A 20541-nucleotide genomic window follows, 5' to 3' on the forward strand; every position below is an offset into this window, starting at 1 on the left:
GTATTCCGTGCGGCAGCCGCTCGCTCTCCGCGGAGCGTCAAGGAGATACGGGATGGGTCTAGGTGACGGTCGGGACCGCAGCCGGGGCCGGGCCTTCGGCCGGGGCCGCGACCGGGGTCACCGGCGGCGCGGGCTCGCTCTGCGCCAGGTTCCGCATCAGCAGCCAGTAGCCCAGCGCCGCCACGGTGCCCAGCAGCGCCACGGACGCCCACAGCCAGCCCGCGCCCCACCGGTCGATCATGAAACCGGCCATCAGCGGAGCCACCAGCGCGGCCACCGCCCACGACATCGTGTACATGCCCTGGTAGCGGCCGCGCCCGTGCACCGGCGAGAGCCGGGCGACCAGCCCCATCTGCGTGGGCGAGTTGACGATCTCGGCCAGCGTCCACACGCAGACCGTCAGCCCCAGGCTCCACACCGACCCGGCGAACTCCGTCAGCCCGAACCCGTACCCGGCCAGCAGGGCCGACACGACCAGCAGCTTCTGCGGGTCGCCCTTCTCGATGAACCGGGTGACCGGGATCTGCAGCAGCACGATCAGCACCCCGTTGACCGCGATGACCAGCCCGTAGTCCCCGGCGGAGAAACCGCCCGAGCCCATCGCCAGCGGCAGCCCGAACGACCCCTGTGTGAAGATCAGCGAGACCAGGAACGACAGTCCGACCACACCCATGAAGCGCCCGTCGCGCAGCACCGTGCCGAGCCCGGTCCCCGGCTCGGCGGCGGCCACCTCCGCGGCAGTCCGCTCCGGACGCGACTCCGGCAGCTTCACGTACACGAGCACTGCGCACAGCAGCGTCAGCGCCGCCTCGCCGAGGAACCCGGCGAGGTAGCTGTACTCGGCGACGAAGCCGGCCGCCGTCGCCGAGACGGCGAAGCCGAGGTTGATCGCCCAGTAGTTCAGCGCGAACGCCCGGACCCGGTCCTGCGGCCGCACGATGTCCGCCATCATCGCCTGCACCGCCGGCCGCGAGGCGTTCGAGGTCATGCCGACCAGCAGCGCCACCGCCGCGATCGCCGCCGGATGCTCCATGAAGCCGAGCAGCGCCACGGAGAACGCCGTCGAGGCCTGGGCCGCCAGCATCGTCGGGCGCCGGCCCAGCCGGTCGGTCATCACCCCGGCGACCAGCGAGGACACCACACCGCCGAGTCCGTGCAGGGCCACCACCAGTCCCGCGAACGAGGCCGAATAGCCCCGGTCCACGGTCAGGTACAAGGTCATGAACGTGGCGACGAAGGCCCCGAGCCGGTTCACCAGGGTGCTGGTCCACAGCCACCAGAACTCCCGGGGGAGGCCGGCCACGCTCTCGCGCGCCGCCCGTCTGAGACTGGCAACGGACATACGGAATCCCCCCGGCTATGTAAGTGGCTCTCCTGCTCACCGCACCCTACGGGCGGGGGGTCCGCGAAAGCCACCGGATTGACGCGCACCGTCAATCCACGGCCGTGGACACCCCGCGCACGCGCGCCCGCGCGTCCACTAGGCTCGTACGCATGGCCGACGCACCGTACAAGCTGATCCTCCTCCGCCACGGCGAGAGCGAATGGAACGCGAAGAACCTGTTCACCGGCTGGGTGGACGTCAATCTCAACGAGAAGGGCGAGAAGGAGGCGGTCCGCGGCGGTGAGCTGCTCAAGGACGCCGGCCTGCTCCCCGACGTCGTGCACACCTCGCTCCAGAAGCGCGCGATCCGCACCGCGCAGCTGGCGCTGGAGGCCGCCGACCGCCACTGGATCCCGGTCCACCGCTCCTGGCGCCTGAACGAGCGCCACTACGGTGCGCTCCAGGGCAAGGACAAGGCCCAGACGCTCGCCGAGTTCGGCGAGGAGCAGTTCATGCTGTGGCGCCGCTCGTACGACACCCCGCCCCCGGCCCTCGAGGACGGCACGGAGTTCTCCCAGTCCGACGACCCGCGCTACTCCACCATCCCGCCGGAGCTGCGCCCCCGGACGGAGTGCCTGAAGGACGTCGTCGTCCGCATGCTCCCGTACTGGTACGACGGCATCGTCCCGGACCTGCTGGCCGGCCGCACGGTCCTGGTCGCCGCGCACGGCAACTCCCTGCGCGCCCTGGTCAAGCACCTGGACGGCATCTCCGACGCCGACATCGCGGGCCTGAACATCCCGACCGGCATCCCGCTCGCCTACGAGCTCGACGCCGAGTTCAAGCCCCTCACCCCGGGCGGCACCTACCTCGACCCGGACGCCGCGGCGGCCGCCATCGAGGCCGTCAAGAACCAGGGCAAGAAGAAGTAAGTCTCGTGATCATGCCTCCCACCTGCGCGTATGGTGCGGGTGGGAGGCATTTTTCATGCTCGGGGGCGCCCCGCGGCGCCTGGCCGCGGGGGCGTATTGCGGGTCAGTCGATCGCCTGCCCGTCGTGCGTGCCGCCCTTGCAGACGTTGTTCGTCAGGTCGGGCGTTCCGCCGCCCTGCTTGCACTCGGAAGGGGTGACGTAGGTCGCGGCACCCTGTGTCGTGGCGGCGGTTGCGGTGGCTGCGCCTGTGAGGCCGAGTCCGGCGAGGGCTGCCGTGGCGATGACGGCGGCGAGGGTTCGTCGAATGCGCATGTGGTTTCCCTTTCACGGATTGCCTCGGTTGGGGCACTAGCCAGCCTGATCTTCACCCAAGTGGGTGGCACGTCATATTGGGCCGTTCGGGTGACAGTGGCGCCGGGTGTCGGGTCGGTGTGCGACCCCCGCAGAGCCCTCGGGTCCGGCCACGGCGAAAGGCCCCCTGCGCGCGGATCTCCGCGGACAGAGGGCCTCTCCTCGTTCCTGGGTGCCGTGACGGCCGGGCCGCCGAGCCGGTCGGCGGGGTCAGCCGCCGCACTGGCAGGGCGCGCCGGACTGGCAGCCGCAGCCGCAGCCCGAGCCGCAGCCGCAGGCCGCGAGCAGCGGGAGCCGCAGCGGTTCAGGCCGGGGCTGCTGCTCCTGGTCCGGGGTGATGGGAACGGGGGAATCGGGCATGGGTCCTCCTCGCAGGCGGCGTGCGTGGCGCTGTACGGACTTCTTGCCTCTTACTGCCTTCGCCTCATTCATGCCCAGCCGGACCGGCGCGTCAACGGCGCACTGGGGCAGAACGGCTCAGGCGCCGTCGACCTGCGTGGGCGCCTGCAGCTCGTCCGCGTGCTCGCCCGTCACCAGGTACACCACGCGCTTGGCCACGGACACCGCGTGGTCCGCGAAACGCTCGTAGTAGCGGCCCAGCAGCGTCACGTCCACCGCGGTCTCGATGCCGTGCTTCCAACGGTCGTCCATCAGGTGCTGGAACAGCGTGCGGTGCAGCTGGTCCATCTCGTCGTCGTCGTGCTCCAGCTGGAGCGCGAGGTCGACGTCCTTCGTGATGATGACCTCCGCCGCCTTCGCCATCAGGCGCTGCGCCAGCTGCCCCATCTCCAGGATGGTCGCGTGCAGGTCGCGCGGAACCGCCGTGTCCGGGAAACGCAGCCGGGCCAGCTTCGCCACGTGCTGCGCCAGGTCACCCGAGCGCTCCAGGTCCGCGGACATGCGCAGCGAGGTCACCACGATGCGCAGGTCGGTGGCGACCGGCTGCTGGCGGGCCAGCAGTGCGATGGCGCGGGCCTCCAGGTCGTGCTGGAGGTCGTCGACCTTCTGGTCGGCGGCGATGACGCTCTCGGCGAGCTTCAGGTCGGCGTCGAGCATGGAGGTCGTGGCCCGCCCGATCGCGGAACCGACCAGCCGGGCCATCTCGACCAGGCCTTCCCCGATCGAGTCCAGTTCCTCGTGGTACGCGTCACGCATGGGTTGTCCCTCTCTTGCCTACAGCCTCTACTGCCCGTGGGCCGGGCCTGGCGGCCTCATGCCCCCACGTTGACACGGTGGGCCGCGAACGCGTCGGTCTCCGGCACCACAAGTGAATCAACCCCGTCGCCACGGTGAACTCTGGGCGACGACTGTTCGAGGTGCCACCCGAACGGCTGTGGAAGTGCCGTCGTGCCTGCTTAACCTGGATCCATGGACGTGAACGCGGCGGTCGCCGCAGCTGCAGCGATCGCCGGTCTGTGCACCGGTGTGATCGCGATGCTGGCGTTCCGCTGGAGCGAGCGCGACCAGGCCCGCCCCACCCGGAGCTCCATGCGCCCCGACATCAACGCGGTGCTCCCGCCCGGCGTGGACACCGTCCTCTCCGTACTGCGCTCCTCCGCCGTCGTGCTCGACGAGGGCGACGCGGTGGTCAAGGCCAGCTCGGCGGCCTACGCCCTCGGACTGGTCCGCGGCGGCAAGCTGGCCGTCGAGCCCATGCTCCACATGGCCCGCGACACCCGCCGCGACGGGGAGATACGCCAGGTCGAGCTCGACCTGCCCCGGCGCGGCACCGGCCGCGGCGAGGCCCTCGCGGTCTCGGCGCGCGTCGCCCCGCTCGGCTCCCGGCTCGTCCTGCTCCTCGTCGAGGACCTCACCGAAGCCCGCCGCATCGAAGCGGTGCGCCGCGACTTCGTCGCGAACGTCTCGCACGAGCTGAAGACACCGGTCGGGGCGATCTCCCTGCTGTCCGAGGCCGTCATGGACGCCTCGGACGACCCCGAGGCGGTCAGCCGCTTCGCCGGCCGCATGCAGATCGAGGCCACCCGCCTGATCAACCTCGTACAGGAGCTCATCGACCTCTCCCGGGTACAGAACGACGACCCGCTGGAAGACGCCGAGCCCGTACGCGTGGACACGCTGGTGGCCGAGGCGATCGACCGCTGCCGCCACACCGCGTCCTCCAAGCAGATCACCATGGCCGCCGGCGGCACCGCCGACCTGCGCGTCTGGGGCCACCGCGGACAGCTCGCGGCGGCCCTGGGCAACCTCGTCGAGAACGCCGTCAACTACAGCCCCGCCCGCACCCGCGTCGGCATAGCCGGGCGCAGGGTCGCGGCCCCCGGGGGAGACTTGATCGAGATCGCCGTGACCGACCAGGGCATCGGCATCCCGGAAAAGGACCGCGAGCGCATCTTCGAGCGCTTCTACCGCGTGGACCCGGCCCGCTCCCGCGCCACGGGAGGCACCGGCCTCGGACTTGCGATCGTGAAGCACGTAGCGGCCTCGCACGGCGGGGAGGTGTCCGTGTGGAGCTCCGAGGGTCAGGGCTCGACGTTCACCCTGCGCCTGCCGGAAGCAGCCGCTCCGGCCCAGGCTCCCGCGGCCGCCCCGGCCGCCGGACCCGCCACCGAACCCAGCCACCCCACCCCTGCCTGAACCCCGCTTCCCCAAGAACCACGCCAGCCATCCCTGCCCCGGAGGTCCTTCCGTGACCCGAGTGCTCGTCGTCGAGGATGAGGAATCCTTCAGCGACGCCCTGTCCTACATGCTCCGCAAGGAGGGCTTCGAGGTCGCGATCGCCGCGACAGGCCCCGACGGGCTCGACGAGTTCGAGCGCAACGGCGCCGACCTCGTCCTCCTCGACCTGATGCTGCCCGGCCTGCCCGGCACCGAGGTCTGCCGGCAGCTGCGCGGCCGCTCCAACGTGCCCGTCATCATGGTGACGGCCAAGGACAGCGAGATCGACAAGGTCGTCGGGCTGGAGATAGGAGCCGACGACTACGTCACGAAGCCCTTCTCCTCGCGGGAGCTGGTCGCCCGCATCCGCGCGGTCCTGCGCCGCCGCGGCGAGCCGGAGGAGGTCACCCCGGCCGCGCTGGAGGCCGGACCCGTACGGATGGACGTCGACCGCCACGTGGTGACGGTGGCCGGCGCCAAGGTCGACCTTCCGCTGAAGGAGTTCGACCTCCTGGAGATGCTGCTGCGCAACGCGGGCCGCGTGCTCACGCGCATGCAGCTGATCGACCGGGTCTGGGGCGCGGACTACGTCGGCGACACCAAGACCCTGGACGTCCACGTCAAGCGCCTGCGGGCCAAGATCGAGCCGGACCCGGGCGCGCCGCGCTACCTGGTCACGGTCCGCGGCCTGGGCTACAAGTTCGAGCCGTAGGCCTCCGGCGGCCGCGCGGGCGCCCGGTGCCGGCCGGTGGCCGGCACCGGCGCAGCCTTCCGGAGCCCGGGAGGCGCCCCGGCGGTCGCGCGCGGATGTGAAAAAAGGGCCCCCGTCCGCAGGAGCGGACGGGGGCCCTTTCGTACGTGTGCTGCCGGGATCAGTGGCCGGCGCTGTGCGACGGGGAACCCGACGGGCTGCCCGAAGGGGCGCCCGCGGCGCCGGACGCGGCGCCCGAGGGGCTGCCCGACGGGCCCGCGGCCGGGGAACCGGACGGGCTGCCCGACGGCGCGCCCGCGGGGCTGCCCGACGGGGTGGCGCCGGCCGCGGGGACCGGGGCCTCGGTCGGGCCGAAGCCCGCGTACATGCCGGTGTTCGGGACGACGAACGCCGCGATCTCCACGTCACCCGCATTGCTCAGCTGGAAGACGACGGGCTGCGCGTTGCCGTTCTGCACGCCCTCGCCGCCCTCGATCACGGCGGAGGCGTTGCCCTTGCCGCCCAGGACGACGGAGCCGCCGGCGGGCACGGTCACCTTGCCCGCACCCTCGGCGGGCTTCAGCACGACCTTGGCCTTGCCACCCGGGAGGGTGATGGCGTCAAGCGTCTGCGGCTTGGTGCCGCTGTTGAAGACCGTGGCGGAGACGGCGGCGGAGCCCTTCTTGTCCTTCTCGCCCTGGGTGATCACCAGAGCGTTCTGGATCTTGATGTCGCCCTTGGTGACGGCGGCGTTGTCCGGCTTGATCTGGAGCGTCTCCGCGTCCTTGCCTGCACCGCAAGCGGCCAGCGAGGCGATCGAGAACACGATGGCGGTGGCGGCGAGGGCGCCGCGTCGAAGGCTGCGGCTCACGGCGGCGGCATCTCCTTGGACGTACGGAACGGAAGGGTGGGCAGTCCCAGGGCGACCGAGGTAAAGCCGCCCTAAGGGTGTGTCAGCGGGCTTAGGTTACCGAGCCGCCACCCCGCCCCCGCACCCGACCCTCCGCAGCGCACGGGCGGCCCTGCACCGGCTCCACGATCTTGCATTCCGCCCGCGCGCGCGGGGGCCCTTCCGCGTGCCACTTCCCGCCGCGTTCATCTGCCGATCATGTGCCGCCCGCATATCGTCGGCCGCGCCCCCGGTGATCAATTCCGGGATTCCTTCGAACGGTCCCCGGTGATCAATTCCGGATTGGGCCGGAACCGCTCCGTACGGATGCCCGCCAGTCGAACGGAGTAGTTCGGTTTCCCGGCTTCGAACCCGGCAAAACGGGACGTACGTCACACTGACGGGGTCGTCGCCCAGGTGTAACGTGGCCGTTTCGCCCGGTCCGCACAACACCTCCGACCTGCGAATACCCCCCTCCGGAAGGCCTCCGCAGCACGTTCCTGTCGCTGTTGTCAAGCCCCGAGATGTGCCCTGACCTGCGAAAACGCCATTCATAACAGTCAGTTCTCGTGTTACCCTGGATAGCCACGGAAGGGGTACCTGTCACATGACGTTCAAGGTTGGCGACACCGTGGTCTATCCCCATCACGGGGCCGCGCTGATCGAGGCCATCGAAACTCGCCAGATCAAAGGCGTGGACAAGACCTACTTGGTGCTCAAGGTCGCCCAGGGCGACCTGACGGTTCGTGTGCCTGCGGACAATGCGGAGTTCGTCGGCGTTCGCGACGTAGTCGGCCAGGACGGGCTGGACCGGGTCTTCGAGGTGCTTCGTGCACCGTATGCCGAAGAGCCGACGAACTGGTCCCGGCGCTACAAGGCAAATCTGGAGAAGCTCGCTTCTGGCGATGTCATCAAGGTCGCCGAAGTGGTGCGTGACCTGTGGCGTCGTGAGCGTGAGCGCGGGCTTTCCGCGGGTGAGAAGCGCATGCTCGCGAAGGCGCGCCAGATCCTGGTGAGCGAGCTCGCGCTCGCTGAAAACACCAACGAGGACAAGGCCGAGGCCCTCCTCGACGAGGTTCTCGCGTCCTGACGCGAAACACCGTCTACACAGTTGTGCCGCGGTGCCCGATGACAAGCCCTCTCCTCCACGAGAGGGCTGTTGCCGGGCGCTGCGGCATGTCTGTACCCACACCTCTTGCACGTATCCACCGGCATGCCGGGTCCGGACAGCCTGCTCGACCGGTCGTCACGGAAGGGGCGAGGGCGTCGCACCCGGCACCCTTCAGGCCATACCCATGTCGGCCGAAGTCACAAACCTGGCTCGGAGCTACTGATGTCTGACGAATCGCGGGCCCACCGCACCGCCGCGGTGATCCCGGCCGCCGGCCGCGGCGTACGCCTCGGCCCCGGCGCCCCCAAGGCCCTGCGGGCCCTCGGCGGCACCCCCATGCTCATCCACGCCGTCCGCGCGATGGCCCGTTCCCGGGCCGTCTCCCTCGTGGTCGTCGTCGCGCCGTCCGACGGCGCCCCCGAAGTACGCCGCCTCCTCGACGAGCACGCCCTGCCCGAACGCACCGAGATCCTGGTCGTCCCCGGCGGCGACACCCGCCAGGCTTCCGTCCGCGCCGGCCTCGCCGCGCTCCCCGCGGACATCACCTCCGTGCTCATCCACGACGCCGCCCGCCCGCTCGTCCCCGTGGACACCGTCGACTCCGTCGTCGAGGCCGTACGCGACGGCTCGCCCGCCGTCGTGCCCGCCCTGCCACTCGCCGACACCGTCAAGGAGGTCGAGCCCGCCGCGCCCGGCGAGCCCGAGCCGGTCGTCGCCACCCCCGAGCGCGCCCGGCTGCGCGCCGTGCAGACCCCGCAGGGCTTCGACCGCGCCACCCTCGTCCGTGCGCACGAGACCATCGCCGTCAACGGCGAGGGCGCCACCGACGACGCCGGAATGGTGGAAAAGCTCGGCGTCACCGTCATGGTGGTCCCCGGCCACGAAGAGGCCTTCAAGGTCACCCGCCCGCTCGACCTGGTCCTCGCCGAGGCCGTACTCGCCCGCAGGAGGGCCACCGATGCCTACTAGCCCCGCAGGTCCCGGGCCGTCCGCCGCGCCGGGCGCCGGGCCCGTCATCCCGCTCGTCGGCATCGGCACCGACGTCCACGCCTTCGAGGCCGGCCGCGAGCTGTGGTGCGCCGGCCTGCTCTGGGAGGGCGAGGACGGCCTCGCCGGCCACTCGGACGGGGACGTCGCCGCCCACGCCGCCTGCGACGCCCTGTTCTCCGCAGCGGGTGTCGGCGACCTCGGCGCGCACTTCGGCACCTCCCGCCCCGAATGGTCCGGCGCCGCCGGCGTCACCCTCCTGGCCGAGGCCGCCCGCATCGTCCGCGCCGAGGGCTTCGAGATCGGCAACATCGCCGTCCAGGTCATCGGCGTCCGCCCGAAGATCGGCAAGCGGCGCGACGAGGCGCAGAAGACCCTGGCCACCGCCGCCGGCGCGCCCGTCTCCGTCTCCGGCACCACCACCGACGGCCTCGGCCTCACCGGCCGCGCCGAAGGCCTCGCCGCCATCGCCACCGCCCTCGTGTACCGCACGAACCCGGCCTAGGGTCTTGCCGTCCGGATCGGGCCGACCGATCCGGAGGGCGTCACTCCGGCAACAAAGCGCCCCCGCGCCCCGGAAAGGGGCGCGGGGCACTGCCACCGGCCCACTACCCTGGATGCCGTGACTATTCGCCTGTACGACACCAGCGCCCGGCAGATCCGCGACTTCACCCCGCTCGTCCCGGGCTGCGTCTCGATCTACCTCTGTGGCGCCACCGTCCAGGCGGCCCCGCACATCGGGCACGTCCGCTCGTACCTGAACTTCGACATCGCCCGCCGCTGGTTCACCTACCGCGGGCTCGACGTCACCTTCATCCGCAACGTCACCGACATCGACGACAAGATCATCGCGAAGGCCGAGGACCAGGGCCGCCCCTGGTGGTCCATCGGCTACGACAACGAGCGCGCCTTCAACGACGGCTACAACGCGCTGGGCTGCCTCCCGCCCACGTACGAGCCGCGCGCCACCGGCCACGTGCCCGAGATGATCGAGATGATGCGCGGGCTCATCGAGCGCGGCCACGCCTACGAGGCCGACGGCAGCGTCTACTTCGACGTGCGCTCGTTCCCCGGCTACCTGCAGCTGTCCAACCAGGACATCGACGACCTGCGCCAGCCCGCCGAGCAGGGCATCACCGGCAAGCGCGACCCCCGCGACTTCGCCATGTGGAAGGCCTCCAAGCCGGGCGAGCCCGACTGGGAGACCCCGTGGGGCCGCGGCCGCCCCGGCTGGCACCTCGAGTGCTCCGCCATGGCGCACAAGTACCTCGGCAGCGCCTTCGACATCCACGGCGGCGGCCTCGACCTGATCTTCCCGCACCACGAGAACGAGATCGCCCAGGCCAAGGCCTACGGCGACGACTTCGCGCAGTACTGGGTCCACAACGCCTGGGTCACCATGTCCGGCGAGAAGATGTCCAAGTCCCTCGGCAACTCGGTGCTCGTCTCCGAGATGATCAAGGCCTGGCGTCCCATCGTCCTGCGCTACTACCTCGGCACCCCGCACTACCGCTCGATGATCGAGTACAGCGAGGAATCGCTGCGCGAGGCCGAGTCCGCGTTCGCCCGCATCGAGGGCTTCTACCAGCGCGTCATCGAGAAGGCCGGCAAGACCGTCGACCCGGCCCCCGAGGTCCCGCCCGCCTTCGCCGAGGCCATGGACGACGACCTGGGCGTCCCCCAGGCCCTCGCGATCGTCCACACCACCGTCCGCCAGGGCAACAGCGCCCTCGCCGCCGACGACAAGGACGCCGCGATCGCCCGGCTGTCCGAGGTCCGGGCCATGCTCGGCGTCCTCGGCCTCGACCCCCTCGACCCGCACTGGGCCGAGGAGACCGACCGCGGCGAGGACCTCCACGGAGCCGTCGACACCCTCGTACGCCTCGTCCTGGACCAGCGCGAATCGGCCCGGGCCCGCAAGGACTGGGCCACCGCCGACGCCATCCGCGACCAGCTCCAGCAATCCGGCCTCGTCATCGAGGACAGCCCGGCCGGACCCCGCTGGACTCTCGGACCCCGCTGAGCCACGGGCGGCAGGGTTTGGTGGCCGCCCGGCGCTCCGGGCGGCACACTCTTCATACGTACATATCGCAGCACCAACGAAAACAGGTAGAGGTCATGGCCGGGAACAGCCAGCGCAGGAACCGCCGCACGTCCAACAAGAAGGGCGCGACGATCGGCAGCGGTGGCCAGCGGCGCAAGGGCCTGGAAGGCAAGGGCCCCACGCCCAAGGCCGAAGACCGCAAGAAGCACAAGGCGAACCGCATCGCCAACGCCATGGCCCGCCAGGCGGCGAAGCGCCGCCCCGCCCCCCGCCGCGGCGGCCCCAAGGGCACCAGCGAGATGGTCGTCGGCCGCAACCCGGTCTTCGAGGCGCTGCGCGACGGCGTCCCCGCCACCACCCTCTACGTCCAGCAGTTCATCGACAACGACGAGCGCGTGCGCGAGGCCCTCAAGCTCGCCGGTGAGCGCGGCAACATCAACCTGATGGAAGCCCCGCGCCCCGAACTCGACCGGATGACCAACGGGCTCAACCACCAGGGCCTGGTCCTCCAGGTCCCGCCGTACGAGTACGCCCACCCCGAGGACCTCACCGACGCCGCCCACGACAACGGCGAGGACCCCCTCATCGTCGCCCTCGACGGCGTCACCGACCCGCGCAACCTCGGCGCGATCGTCCGCTCCGTCTCCGCCTTCGGCGGCCACGGCGTCGTCATCCCCGAGCGCCGCGCCGCCGGCATGACCGCCGGCGCCTGGAAGACCTCGGCCGGCACCGCCGCCCGCACCCCGGTCTCCCGCGTCACCAACCTGACCCGCGCCCTCCAGGAGTACAAGAAGGCCGGCATCGCCATCGTCGGCCTCGCCGCCGAGGGCACCCACGAGGTCCAGGACCTGGAGGCGCTGGCCGGCCCGGTCGTCATCGTCGTCGGCTCCGAGGGCAAGGGCCTCGGCCGCCTCGTCGGCGAGAACTGCGACTACCTCGTCCGCATCCCGATGCCCGGCGGCGCCGAGTCCCTCAACGCCGGCGTCGCCGCGGGCGTCGTGCTCTACGAGGCCGCCCGCCGCCGCGCCACCACGCCCCGCACCTGACCCCTCCACCGGTCCGCGCTCTGCCGAACGGCCTACGGACCGTGACCCGTGAGCGTGCCACCCCGCCCGTTTCGGGCGGGGTGGCTTGATCTTGACGGGTCTCGGACACATCCCTGCTGTCAAGGCAGTGTCCTAAACACTGATCACTCGGTTAGATGAGTGTGGACACCAGAACGTCAGGGTTCGACGACCAGCCCGCGCTGAGCATGGTCAAGGTGCCGTGCGACCCCGCACAGGTCATCGTCAACCACGCCAGCTTCCGCGTGCGGCTCGCACCGAGCCCGAGCGCGCGTTCCAAGCCCGCGAACGCCCCCGGCCGCGTGCCCGTCCTCGGCGGCGCCGTGGTCGCCGCCGCCGGCGCCGGCCGCCGCAGGGCCCCCGTCGTCTGGAGCGGCAAATCCGCCCCCGGCGACACCGCAGCCATGGGAGGACTCCTCCAAGCCGTACGCGAACACGGTCGCGGCCACACGGGGTACGACGGCTACGGCGGCGGCGACGGCGGCGCCACCCAGACCATCCCCCGCGTCGACCTCGCCCACGACCTCGCCGAAGACACCCTCGCCACCCCCACCGTCATCGGCCAGCGCACCTACGGCGACCCGGACGAAACCCGGCCCCTCGCCCCCGTACGCGGCCTCCCGTACGACCAGCCCTACGCCGGCGGCCCCGGCACCCACCACGGCACCCACCACGGCACACCCCCCGCCGACACCCGCCGCACCCCGAACGACACCCGCGGACAGGCCTCGTACTATCCCGGCCGCCGCATGAACCTCGGCGTCGTCCTCCTCCCGCTGCGCGTCTTCCTCGGCTTCATCTGCATCTACGCCGGCATGGGCAAACTGTGCGACCCCGTCTACTTCGACGGCGGCGAACGCGGCTCCATGGTCACCTGGCTCCGCACCCTCCACCCCTGGGCACTCGCCGAACCCCTGCGCGACTTCGCCCTCGCCCACCCCGTCGGAGCCGGACTCAGCGTCGCCTTCCTCCAGGTCATCGTGGGCGTACTGACCGTCCTCGGCCTCTGGCAGCGCTTCGCCGCCTGCATCGGCGCCCTGCTCTCCGCCGCCCTGCTGATGACCGTCAGCTGGAAGACGGTCCCCGCCTACGACGCCCCCGACATCATCTACCTCGCCGCCTGGAGCCCGCTGATCATCGCCGGCGCCCCCGTCTACTCCCTCGACGGCCGCCTCGCCGGCGAAGCCTGGCGCACCCTCGGACCCCGCTCCGAGGTCTGGCGACTGCGCCGACGCGTCCTGCGCCGCGGAACCATCATGGCCACCGTCGTCTGCGGACTCACCCTCCTCATCGGCTCCCTCCTCGGCAGCGCCGTCCGCTCCACCACCGTCGTCACCGTGCCCGGACCCGGCCAGGCCCCCAGCAACTACCTGCCCGGCTCCCCGCTCCCACAGCCCCCCGCCAAGCAGCAGCAGCCCCAGCAGCGCCAGTCCACCACCCCCCAGCCCTCCAAGCCCGCCGAACCCACCGCCAGCGCCTCCGCGGCCACCGCCAAGTCCGGACGCGGCACCACCGGTACCACCAGCAAGGAAACCGCCGGCACCGGCTCCCAGTCACCCACCGCCACCCGCGGCTCCGGCACCAGCACCAGCCAGCGCTCGGGCAGCACCCCCAGGCAGTCCACCCCCAAGCCGCCGGCCTCCGGCTCCGGCAGCTCGGGCGGCACCGGCAGCAGCGGCGGCGGCGACGCCCCGTCGAAGAGGCCCGGGCTCGTCGGCGGCCTCCTCGGCTGACCACGCCCGACAACGCGGAAGGGGCCCGGAGCGCGACCAGCGCTCCGGGCCCCTTCTCCATGCGCCGGACCCCCGCACACCGGAGCCCCCGCCCAGGACGGCCTCACACGCCGCTCTGAGCCGCCAACTCCCGCGCCGCCTCGGCCAAGTCCTTCGCCGTGTCGATGGCCCGCCAGTAAGCCCCCTGCGGCAGCGGGAAACCCGCCAGCCGCCGCTCCCGCGCCAACCGCGGAAACGTCGTCCGCTCGTGATCCCCCACATCCGGCAGCAACGCCGCGAATTCGGCACCGAAGACGTACACGCCCGCATTGATCAGGAAGGGCGACGGCGGCGACTCGATGAAATCCAGCACCTGCCCGAACTCGTTGGTCTCCACCGCCCCCCACGGAATCCGCGGCCGCGCCAGCGCCAGCGTCGCCGCCGCGCCCCGCTCCGCATGGAAGGCCGCCATCTCGCGCAACGAGAACCGCGTCCAGACGTCCCCGTTCGTCGCGTACCACCACCGGCCCGGATACGGCAGGTGCCGGGCCGCGTACTTCAACCCCCCACCCCGTCCCAGCGGCTCCTCCTCCACCACCGTGCTCACCCGCAACGGCAGATCCGCCCCCGCCAGCCACTCCTGCAACACCTCCGCGAGGTGCCCGCACGACACCACCGCATCCGTCACCCCCTCCGCCGCCAGCCACGCCAGCTGGTGCCCGATGATCGGCACCCCCGTCCCCGGGATCTCCACCATCGGCTTCGGCCGGTCATCCGTATACGGACGCAGCCGCGAACCCTGGCCACCCGCCAGCACAACCGCCTGAACAGGCGCCTGAGTCGACGAAGCCGGGTCCGCGGCCACGGAAACGGAAGAAAGGGATACGGGGGGCACATCGGTCATGGCCGTCAGCGTAGAGGCCCCGACCCGAGGAAGGACGACGACGCCCGTCAGCCCATCGAGGCAACACCGGTCGCGTACGCCGTGTCACACACGGGACGCGCATACGACTGCGCCTTCGTCGGGCCGTACACGTCCACCGCCGCACGTCCCAGCGCCCGCGCGATCCCCACGCAGTGCTCGGCCAACGACGGCCGCCGGTCCACCTCCTGCTGGAGATGCGTCAGGACATCGCCCGGCGCCTCACCCTGCTGGAGCTCGGCCAGCAACTTGTCGCGCAGCACGTCCTGCGCGGCGCGCGGCTTCGCGGGGACGGACACGTCCTCGGCGGAGGCGGTCAGGATCTGGGAAGGAGTGTTGTCCGCCCAGGGGACCATGGTGACCGCGAGGGTCCCGGACAGGACCAGGACGACGGGCAGGACCAGGGCGAGGGAACGGCCGATACGGCGGGCAGTGTGGGTCACGAGGGCGAGAGTAGCGCTCGGTGAAGATTTGGCGACATTTAGTCACCCGGTCGGGGGATGGTTCGACGTGGCTTTTCGAATTATGGGTTGACGGGTGGACCCGAATGGCCCGGTCTGCCCCAAAGGCGAACAGGGGCGCCCCCACGACAGGGGCGCCCCCACGACAGGGGCGCCCCTCGTCCACCGACCCGCGACCCGTCAGTCGGAGAGCCGCTCACCCGACGACGTCGAGAACACGTGGATCTCGCCGGCCCGCGGCACCACGTGCAGCGTCGAACCCTTCTCCGGCACCTGGCGGCCGCCCACGCGCACCACGATGTCCTGCGCACCCTCGGCCTCGGTCGTCCGGCCGTACACGTAACCGTCCGCGCCCAGCTCCTCGACGACGTTGACCGTGATCGTCAGACCGCCCTCGGAGCCGACGTCGAAGTGCTCCGGACGCACGCCCACCGTGACGGTGCGGTCGCCCGCGTCCGCCGCGGCCGACAGCGCCTCGCGCGACACCGGGACCACGGTGTCACCGAACTTCACACCACCATCGGCGATCGGAACCTCCACGAGGTTCATGGCGGGCGAACCGATGAACCCGGCCACGAACAGGTTCGCCGGCCGGTCGTACATGTTCCGCGGGGTGTCGACCTGCTGCAGCAGACCGTCCTTCAGCACCGCCACCCGGTCACCCATCGTCATGGCCTCGACCTGGTCGTGCGTCACGTACACGGTGGTGATCCCGAGGTCGCGCTGGAGCGCCGCGATCTGCGTACGGGTCGACACGCGCAGCTTCGCGTCCAGGTTCGAGAGCGGCTCGTCCATGAGGAACACCTGCGGCTTGCGCACGATCGCGCGGCCCATGGCCACACGCTGGCGCTGGCCACCGGAGAGCGCCTTCGGCTTGCGGTCCAGGTACTGGGTGAGGTCCAGCATCTTCGCCGCGTCCTCGACCTTCTTGCGGATGGTCGCCTTGTCCTCACCGGCGATCTTCAGCGCGAAGCCCATGTTGTCGGCGACGGTCATGTGCGGGTACAGCGCGTAGTTCTGGAACACCATCGCGATGTCCCGGTCCTTGGGCGGCAGGTGCGTGACGTCACGGTCACCGATGCGGATGGCACCGCCGTTGACGTCCTCCAGGCCGGCCAGCATGCGCAGCGAGGTGGACTTGCCGCAGCCGGAGGGCCCGACGAGGACGAGGAACTCGCCGTCCTCGATGTGCAGCTCCAGCTCGTCGACGGCGGGCTTGTCGCCGCCGGGGTACAGCCGGGTCGCCTTGTCGAAAGTGACAGAAGCCATGGTGATGAATCCCTTCTACCGGCAGGAACGTGCCGGACGATCCGAGTGGAAGGTCTAGTCCAGTGAGCAGGACTTCCGCCCGACGCTACCCGCCGCCCCGCCTCCTGTCAGCACCCCCCAGCCCGTGACTTCGAACTCTGTGCGATCTGTCGGCTGGAAAGCTCTTCGCCGGGAAGTCTGGTCGCTGTGTAAAGTGAAGGCGATTCTGTGCACTGCGCAGCATCACGTGTGCCGCCTTAGCTCAGTTGGCTAGAGCGCTTGACTTGTAATCTTGAGGTCGTCGGTTCGATTCCGACAGGCGGCTCCATCCCGGGTCAGAGGTTTGCGGCCCAGGGAATTCATACAGAAGCGGAAGGCTCCGGATGATCATCCGGAGCCTTCCGCTTTGTCGTCAGTGGCGGCCCGAGATGCGGTTGGCCAGGCGGGCCAGGGGAGTTGTCGTCGGGGTGTGGGTTGCCGCTTCGTGACGGTCCGCCTCGCGGTACGCCGCGTAGAGGGCCTGGACGCCGAGCCAGCGGAAGGGTTCCGGCTCCCAGCGGCGGACGCGGTGGTTGACCCAGGGGAGGGTGGTCAGCTCCGTGGTGTCCTCCAGGACCAGGTCGCGCAGGGTGCGGGCCGCCAGGTTGGCGGTGGCGACCCCGGAGCCGACGTAGCCGCCGGCCCAGCCGAGGCCCGTCGTGCGGTCCAGGGTGACCGTGGCGCACCAGTCGCGGGGGACGCCGAGGACGCCGGACCAGGCGTGGGTGATCTCCACTCCCGTGAGGATCGGGAAGAAGGAGGTCAGGAGCCGGGTCAGGGAGTCGATCGTGGACTGCTGGGTGGTGCCGTCGGTGTCGGTGCGGGAGCCGTAGCGGTAGGGGACGCCGCGGCCGCCGATGGCGATGCGGTCGTCGGCGGTGCGCTGGGCGTACATGTAGGCGTGGGCCATGTCGCCGAGGGTGCAGGCGTCGGACCAGCCGAGGCGGGACCACACGTCGGGGGGCAGGGGGGCGGTGGCGATCATCGACGAGTTCATCGGGAGCCAGGAGCGCTTCTGGCCCTTGAGGGCCGCGGTGAAGCCCTCGGTGCAGCGCAAGACGTGCGGGGCGCGGACGGTGCCGTAGGGCGTGAGGGCGCGGCCGGGCGCGATTTCGGTGACGGGGGTGGATTCGTGGATGACGACGCCGAGGCGTTCGCAGGCGGCGGCGAGGCCCTTGACGAGTTTGAGGGGGTGGATGCGGGCGCCGTGCGGGGTCCAGGTGGAGCCGACGGCGTCGGCGACGTCGATGCGGGCGCGGGTGTCGGTGGCGTCGTAGAGCTCGCGGTCGGTTTCACCGAAGGCGAGTTCGGCGGTGTGGAAGGCCTTGAGGCGGGTGAGCTGGGCGGGGGTGCGGGCGACTTCGAGGACGCCGCCGCGGTGGAGGTCGGCGTCGATGCCCTCCTTGGCGGCGGTGTCGATGACTTCGGTGACGGTGTCGTTCATGGCCCGCTGGAGGCGGAGTGCGGCTTGGTGGCCGTGGAGTTCGGCGTAGCGGTCGCGGCCGGCGATGCCGTTGTAGAGCCAGCCGCCGTTGCGGCCGGAGGCTCCGTAGCCGCAGAACTTCTGCTCCAGGACGGTGACGCGGAGGTCGGGGGCGGAGGTCTTGAGGTAGTAGGCGGTCCACAGGCCGGTGTAGCCGCCGCCGACGATGACGACGTCCGCGGTGGCGTGACCGGTGAGGGGGGCGCGGGGTGGCCGGCCGGCGGTGTGGTCGGTCGCGTACCAGAAGGAGATGCCGCCGTTGATCGTCATGGGTGAGTTGGTACACGGGGTCCTGGAGGGGTGTCCAGGTACGGGGTGCCGGGTTTCGCGGTGGGAGAGGCGGCTCTTTGGCTGATGTGGCGGGGGTGGTGGGGTCCGTAGGCTGCCGGTGGGGGCGCGTGGCGGGGTTCTAGGCTGCGCGCATGATCCGTAGCGCTGTTGTCGAGGACGTGCCCGTCATCCACGCGATGATCCGTGAGCTGGCGGAGTACGAGAGGGTGCCGCATGAGGCGCGGGCCACGCCGGAGCAGTTGCGGGAGGCGCTGTTCGGGGAGCGGCCGGCGGTGTTCGCGCACGTCGCGGAGGACGGCGACGGGGAGGTCGTCGGCTTCGCGGTGTGGTTCTTGAATTTTTCGACGTGGCGGGGGGTCCACGGGATCTATCTGGAGGATCTGTACGTGCGGCCGGGCGTGCGGGGCGGTGGGCACGGCAAGGCCCTGCTGGGGGAGCTGGCGCGGATCTGCGTGGAGCGCGGGTACGAGCGGCTGGAGTGGTCGGTGTTGAAGTGGAACGAGCCGTCGATCGCGTTCTACGAGGCGTTGGGTGCGCGGCCGCAGGAGGAGTGGTCGGTGTACCGGCTGGCGGACGGGGCGTTGCGGCGGTTGGGCTCGGCGCAGGGCTGAGCGCGCTGCGCCGGGCCCTCGCGCAGGGGGCGTGCCCGGGTACTCACGCCGGGTCCTTGCGTGGGGTCTTCGTGCCGGGTCGTCGCGCCGGATCCTCGCGTGGGTCTTCGTGCCGGGTCGTCGCGGTGGGTCGTGCGTCAGGCGGTGATCCTGTTGGTGAAGGCGTCGAGGTTGGTGCGGGCGCGGTCGATCTTCTCGGTGAGGGTGAGGGTTTCCTCGTGGCGGCCGGCGCGGAGCCTGGGCTGTCGTTTGCCACGCATGTAGAGGGAACAGGCGAGGTCGGCGCAGACGTAGATGCCGACGGTGTTTCCTTCGCGGCCGCGGGTTCCGGCGAGGGGGGCGACGAGGAGGGAGACGCCGGAGGCGGCGTGGCCGGTGAGGCAGATCTGGCAGACGCTGGACTTGAGGGCGCTGGTGCGGCTGGTGCCAGGGACGCGGAGGGTGATGCCGAGGGGGGCGCCGTCGGTGTCCCGGCGCACGAGGTGGGCGCGGAGGGGGGCGCCGGGGTCGACCCAGCCGAGGAAGTCGAGGTCCTCCCATGGGAGTTCGGCGAAGTCCAGGGGGAGTCTGAGGCGTGCTGCCTCGCCCTTGGTGCAGTTCACGAAGGACGATCGGATCTGTTTTTCGGTGAGCGGGTCCACGGGGGTGGACGGTACGTGGGGGTACGGGCTGCTGTCATCCGATATTGCCGGGCGGGTGTTCTCAGGGTTCGAGGATGACTTTGCCGGTGGTGGCGCGGGTTTCGAGGTCGTGGTGGGCGGTGGCGGCTTCGTCGAGGGGGTAGCGCTGGAGGGCGGGGCGGAGCCGGCCGGCGGCGGCTTCGGCGAGGGCGCGGGTTTCGAGGAGGCGCAGGGGGTTGTCGCCGCCGGCGCGCCGGAGCATGGCGGGGCCGAGGACGTGGGTGGTGGTGACGGCGCGGGCGGTGAGGGTGGCGCGGTCGGTGTCGGTGAGGGGGATGGGGCCGGCGGACCAGCCGAAGACGAGGTGCTGGGCGCCGGGGGCGAGGAGGCCGAGGGCGGTGCGGGCGGTGGTGCCGCCGACGGAGTCGAAGAGGACGGTGGCTCCGGCGGGGTGGTGGGTGCGTACGGCTTCGGGCCAGTCGGGGCGGGTGTAGTCGAGGGCGAGGTCGGCGCCGTTGGCGGTGGCGAGGGCGGTTTTGGCGGGGCCGCCGGCGAGGGCGATGACGGTGGCGCCGGCGTGTTTGGCGTACTGGACGAGGAGGGTGCCGATGCCGCCGGCCGCGGCGGGTACGAGGGCGACGGAGCCGGGGCCGAGGTCGGCGAACTGGAGGATGCCGAGGGCGGTGCGCCCTGTGCCGATCATGGCGACGGCTTGGGCGGGGTCGAGGCCTGCGGGTACGGGGTGGAGGCGGTCGGCGTCGGCGACGGCGTATTGGGCGTATCCGCCGGGGGCGAAGCCGAGGTGGACGACCACGGGGCGGCCGAGCCAGTGGGGGTCGGTGCCGGGACCGAGGGCGTCGACGGTGCCGGCGACTTCGCGGCCGGGGATGGTGGGGAGCGGGGGGAGGGCGGGGGCGGGGCCCTGGATGCCCTGGCGGAGGGTGGTGTCGAGGAGGTGGACTCCGGCGGCGGCCACGGCGATGCGGACCTGGCCCGCGGCGGGGACGGGGGTTTCGGTGCGTTCGGGGGTGAGGTTTTCGGCGGGGCCGAAGGCGTGGAGGCGGATGGCGCGCATGGTGTCCATGGGGTCAGGCTCGGACCTGAAGCGCGGTTGAGGTCAAGGGGTGCGGGTGCTGCTGCCGGG

General features: G+C 71.4%; 21 protein-coding genes and 1 tRNA gene. 11 read left to right on the plus strand and 11 right to left on the minus strand.

Annotated features, from left to right (window positions below; genetic code table 11):
* Window positions 1-58: 58 nt before the first annotated feature.
* The gene (locus tag ACIPK4_RS00345; RefSeq protein ID WP_402307946.1) at window positions 59-1342 is read right to left on the minus strand and encodes an MDR family MFS transporter; all 1284 of its coding nucleotides are present in this window, start codon (window positions 1340-1342) and stop codon (window positions 59-61) included.
* Between the two features lie 152 nt (window positions 1343-1494).
* Between ACIPK4_RS00345 and ACIPK4_RS00350 the strand changes: the two genes are divergently transcribed.
* On the plus strand, window positions 1495-2256 hold the full coding sequence (locus ACIPK4_RS00350) for a phosphoglyceromutase (protein ID WP_402307948.1): 762 nt from the start codon (window positions 1495-1497) through the stop codon (window positions 2254-2256).
* Window positions 2257-2359: 103 nt separating this feature from the next.
* Here ACIPK4_RS00350 and ACIPK4_RS00355 read toward each other — a convergent pair whose 3' ends face one another.
* The 3 genes from ACIPK4_RS00355 to phoU form a co-directional block, all read right to left on the minus strand.
* A complete protein-coding gene (locus ACIPK4_RS00355; RefSeq protein WP_402307950.1) occupies window positions 2360-2569 on the minus strand; it encodes a hypothetical protein in 210 nt (69 codons plus the stop codon).
* 249 nt (window positions 2570-2818) lie between these two features.
* Window positions 2819-2968, minus strand: a complete 150-nt coding sequence (locus tag ACIPK4_RS00360; protein ID WP_376202382.1) for a hypothetical protein — start codon at window positions 2966-2968, stop codon at window positions 2819-2821.
* A 117-nt stretch (window positions 2969-3085) separates the two neighbouring features.
* Window positions 3086-3763, minus strand: a complete 678-nt coding sequence (phoU, locus tag ACIPK4_RS00365) for a phosphate signaling complex protein PhoU (protein ID WP_402307953.1) — start codon at window positions 3761-3763, stop codon at window positions 3086-3088.
* 213 nt (window positions 3764-3976) lie between these two features.
* Here phoU and ACIPK4_RS00370 point away from each other — a divergent pair, with 213 nt between their 5' ends.
* Window positions 3977-5203: a cell wall metabolism sensor histidine kinase WalK gene (locus ACIPK4_RS00370; protein ID WP_054225762.1), complete on the plus strand. Its 1227-nt coding sequence runs from the start codon at window positions 3977-3979 to the stop codon at window positions 5201-5203.
* A gap of 52 nt (window positions 5204-5255) precedes the next feature.
* The gene (locus ACIPK4_RS00375; protein ID WP_007265514.1) at window positions 5256-5936 is read left to right on the plus strand and encodes a response regulator transcription factor; all 681 of its coding nucleotides are present in this window, start codon (window positions 5256-5258) and stop codon (window positions 5934-5936) included.
* Between the two features lie 160 nt (window positions 5937-6096).
* On the opposite strand, the gene ACIPK4_RS00380 is transcribed toward ACIPK4_RS00375, so the two are convergent.
* Window positions 6097-6786 (minus strand): DUF461 domain-containing protein, encoded by a 690-nt coding sequence (locus ACIPK4_RS00380; RefSeq protein WP_402307955.1) that lies wholly within the window; start codon window positions 6784-6786, stop codon window positions 6097-6099.
* Between the two features lie 625 nt (window positions 6787-7411).
* Here ACIPK4_RS00380 and ACIPK4_RS00385 point away from each other — a divergent pair.
* The 6 genes from ACIPK4_RS00385 (at window position 7412) to ACIPK4_RS00410 (ending at window position 13743) form a co-directional block, all read left to right on the plus strand.
* The gene (locus ACIPK4_RS00385; protein WP_003953493.1) at window positions 7412-7894 is read left to right on the plus strand and encodes a CarD family transcriptional regulator; all 483 of its coding nucleotides are present in this window, start codon (window positions 7412-7414) and stop codon (window positions 7892-7894) included.
* A 243-nt stretch (window positions 7895-8137) separates the two neighbouring features.
* Window positions 8138-8884, plus strand: coding sequence for a 2-C-methyl-D-erythritol 4-phosphate cytidylyltransferase (gene ispD / locus ACIPK4_RS00390; protein WP_054225760.1), 747 nt, complete (start codon window positions 8138-8140; stop codon window positions 8882-8884).
* Entirely contained in the window at window positions 8874-9407 is a 534-nt protein-coding gene (gene ispF, locus ACIPK4_RS00395; RefSeq protein WP_402307957.1) for a 2-C-methyl-D-erythritol 2,4-cyclodiphosphate synthase, read from the plus strand. Before ispD ends, ispF begins: the two co-directional genes overlap by 11 nt.
* 117 nt (window positions 9408-9524) lie before the next feature.
* Window positions 9525-10925, plus strand: a complete 1401-nt coding sequence (cysS, locus tag ACIPK4_RS00400) for a cysteine--tRNA ligase (RefSeq protein WP_402307958.1) — start codon at window positions 9525-9527, stop codon at window positions 10923-10925.
* A gap of 95 nt (window positions 10926-11020) precedes the next feature.
* Window positions 11021-11992: a 23S rRNA (guanosine(2251)-2'-O)-methyltransferase RlmB gene (rlmB, locus tag ACIPK4_RS00405; protein WP_376204655.1), complete on the plus strand. Its 972-nt coding sequence runs from the start codon at window positions 11021-11023 to the stop codon at window positions 11990-11992.
* 155 nt (window positions 11993-12147) lie between these two features.
* Window positions 12148-13743 (plus strand): DoxX family protein, encoded by a 1596-nt coding sequence (locus ACIPK4_RS00410; protein WP_402307960.1) that lies wholly within the window; start codon window positions 12148-12150, stop codon window positions 13741-13743.
* 103 nt (window positions 13744-13846) lie between these two features.
* Here the strand turns inward: ACIPK4_RS00410 and ACIPK4_RS00415 are convergent, their stop codons facing one another.
* The 3 genes from ACIPK4_RS00415 to ACIPK4_RS00425 all read right to left on the minus strand — a co-directional run bounded on the left by ACIPK4_RS00415 (window position 13847) and on the right by ACIPK4_RS00425 (window position 16374).
* Window positions 13847-14626, minus strand: a complete 780-nt coding sequence (locus tag ACIPK4_RS00415; protein WP_402307962.1) for an NDP-sugar synthase — start codon at window positions 14624-14626, stop codon at window positions 13847-13849.
* Between the two features lie 47 nt (window positions 14627-14673).
* Window positions 14674-15087 (minus strand): hypothetical protein, encoded by a 414-nt coding sequence (locus ACIPK4_RS00420; RefSeq protein ID WP_054225754.1) that lies wholly within the window; start codon window positions 15085-15087, stop codon window positions 14674-14676.
* A gap of 198 nt (window positions 15088-15285) precedes the next feature.
* Window positions 15286-16374 (minus strand): ABC transporter ATP-binding protein, encoded by a 1089-nt coding sequence (locus ACIPK4_RS00425; protein ID WP_402307964.1) that lies wholly within the window; start codon window positions 16372-16374, stop codon window positions 15286-15288.
* Window positions 16375-16604: 230 nt separating this feature from the next.
* Between ACIPK4_RS00425 and ACIPK4_RS00430 the strand changes: the two genes are divergently transcribed.
* Window positions 16605-16681, plus strand: a tRNA-Thr gene (locus ACIPK4_RS00430).
* A gap of 84 nt (window positions 16682-16765) precedes the next feature.
* On the opposite strand, the gene ACIPK4_RS00435 is transcribed toward ACIPK4_RS00430, so the two are convergent.
* Window positions 16766-18145, minus strand: coding sequence for an NAD(P)/FAD-dependent oxidoreductase (locus ACIPK4_RS00435; protein ID WP_402307966.1), 1380 nt, complete (start codon window positions 18143-18145; stop codon window positions 16766-16768).
* Window positions 18146-18297: 152 nt separating this feature from the next.
* On the opposite strand from ACIPK4_RS00435, the gene ACIPK4_RS00440 reads away from it, so the two are divergent.
* Complete coding sequence (locus ACIPK4_RS00440) at window positions 18298-18777, plus strand: GNAT family N-acetyltransferase (protein ID WP_402307968.1); 480 nt, start codon at window positions 18298-18300, stop codon at window positions 18775-18777.
* A gap of 137 nt (window positions 18778-18914) precedes the next feature.
* On the opposite strand, the gene ACIPK4_RS00445 is transcribed toward ACIPK4_RS00440, so the two are convergent.
* Window positions 18915-19418 (minus strand): FBP domain-containing protein, encoded by a 504-nt coding sequence (locus ACIPK4_RS00445; protein ID WP_402307970.1) that lies wholly within the window; start codon window positions 19416-19418, stop codon window positions 18915-18917.
* Window positions 19419-19479: 61 nt separating this feature from the next.
* A complete protein-coding gene (locus ACIPK4_RS00450; RefSeq protein ID WP_402309039.1) occupies window positions 19480-20472 on the minus strand; it encodes a zinc-binding dehydrogenase in 993 nt (330 codons plus the stop codon).
* Window positions 20473-20541: the final 69 nt, after the last annotated feature.

Origin of the sequence: Streptomyces sp. NPDC086989 (assembly GCF_044745505.1) — a bacterium.
In the GTDB taxonomy this organism is placed as follows: Bacteria; Actinomycetota; Actinomycetes; order Streptomycetales; family Streptomycetaceae; genus Streptomyces.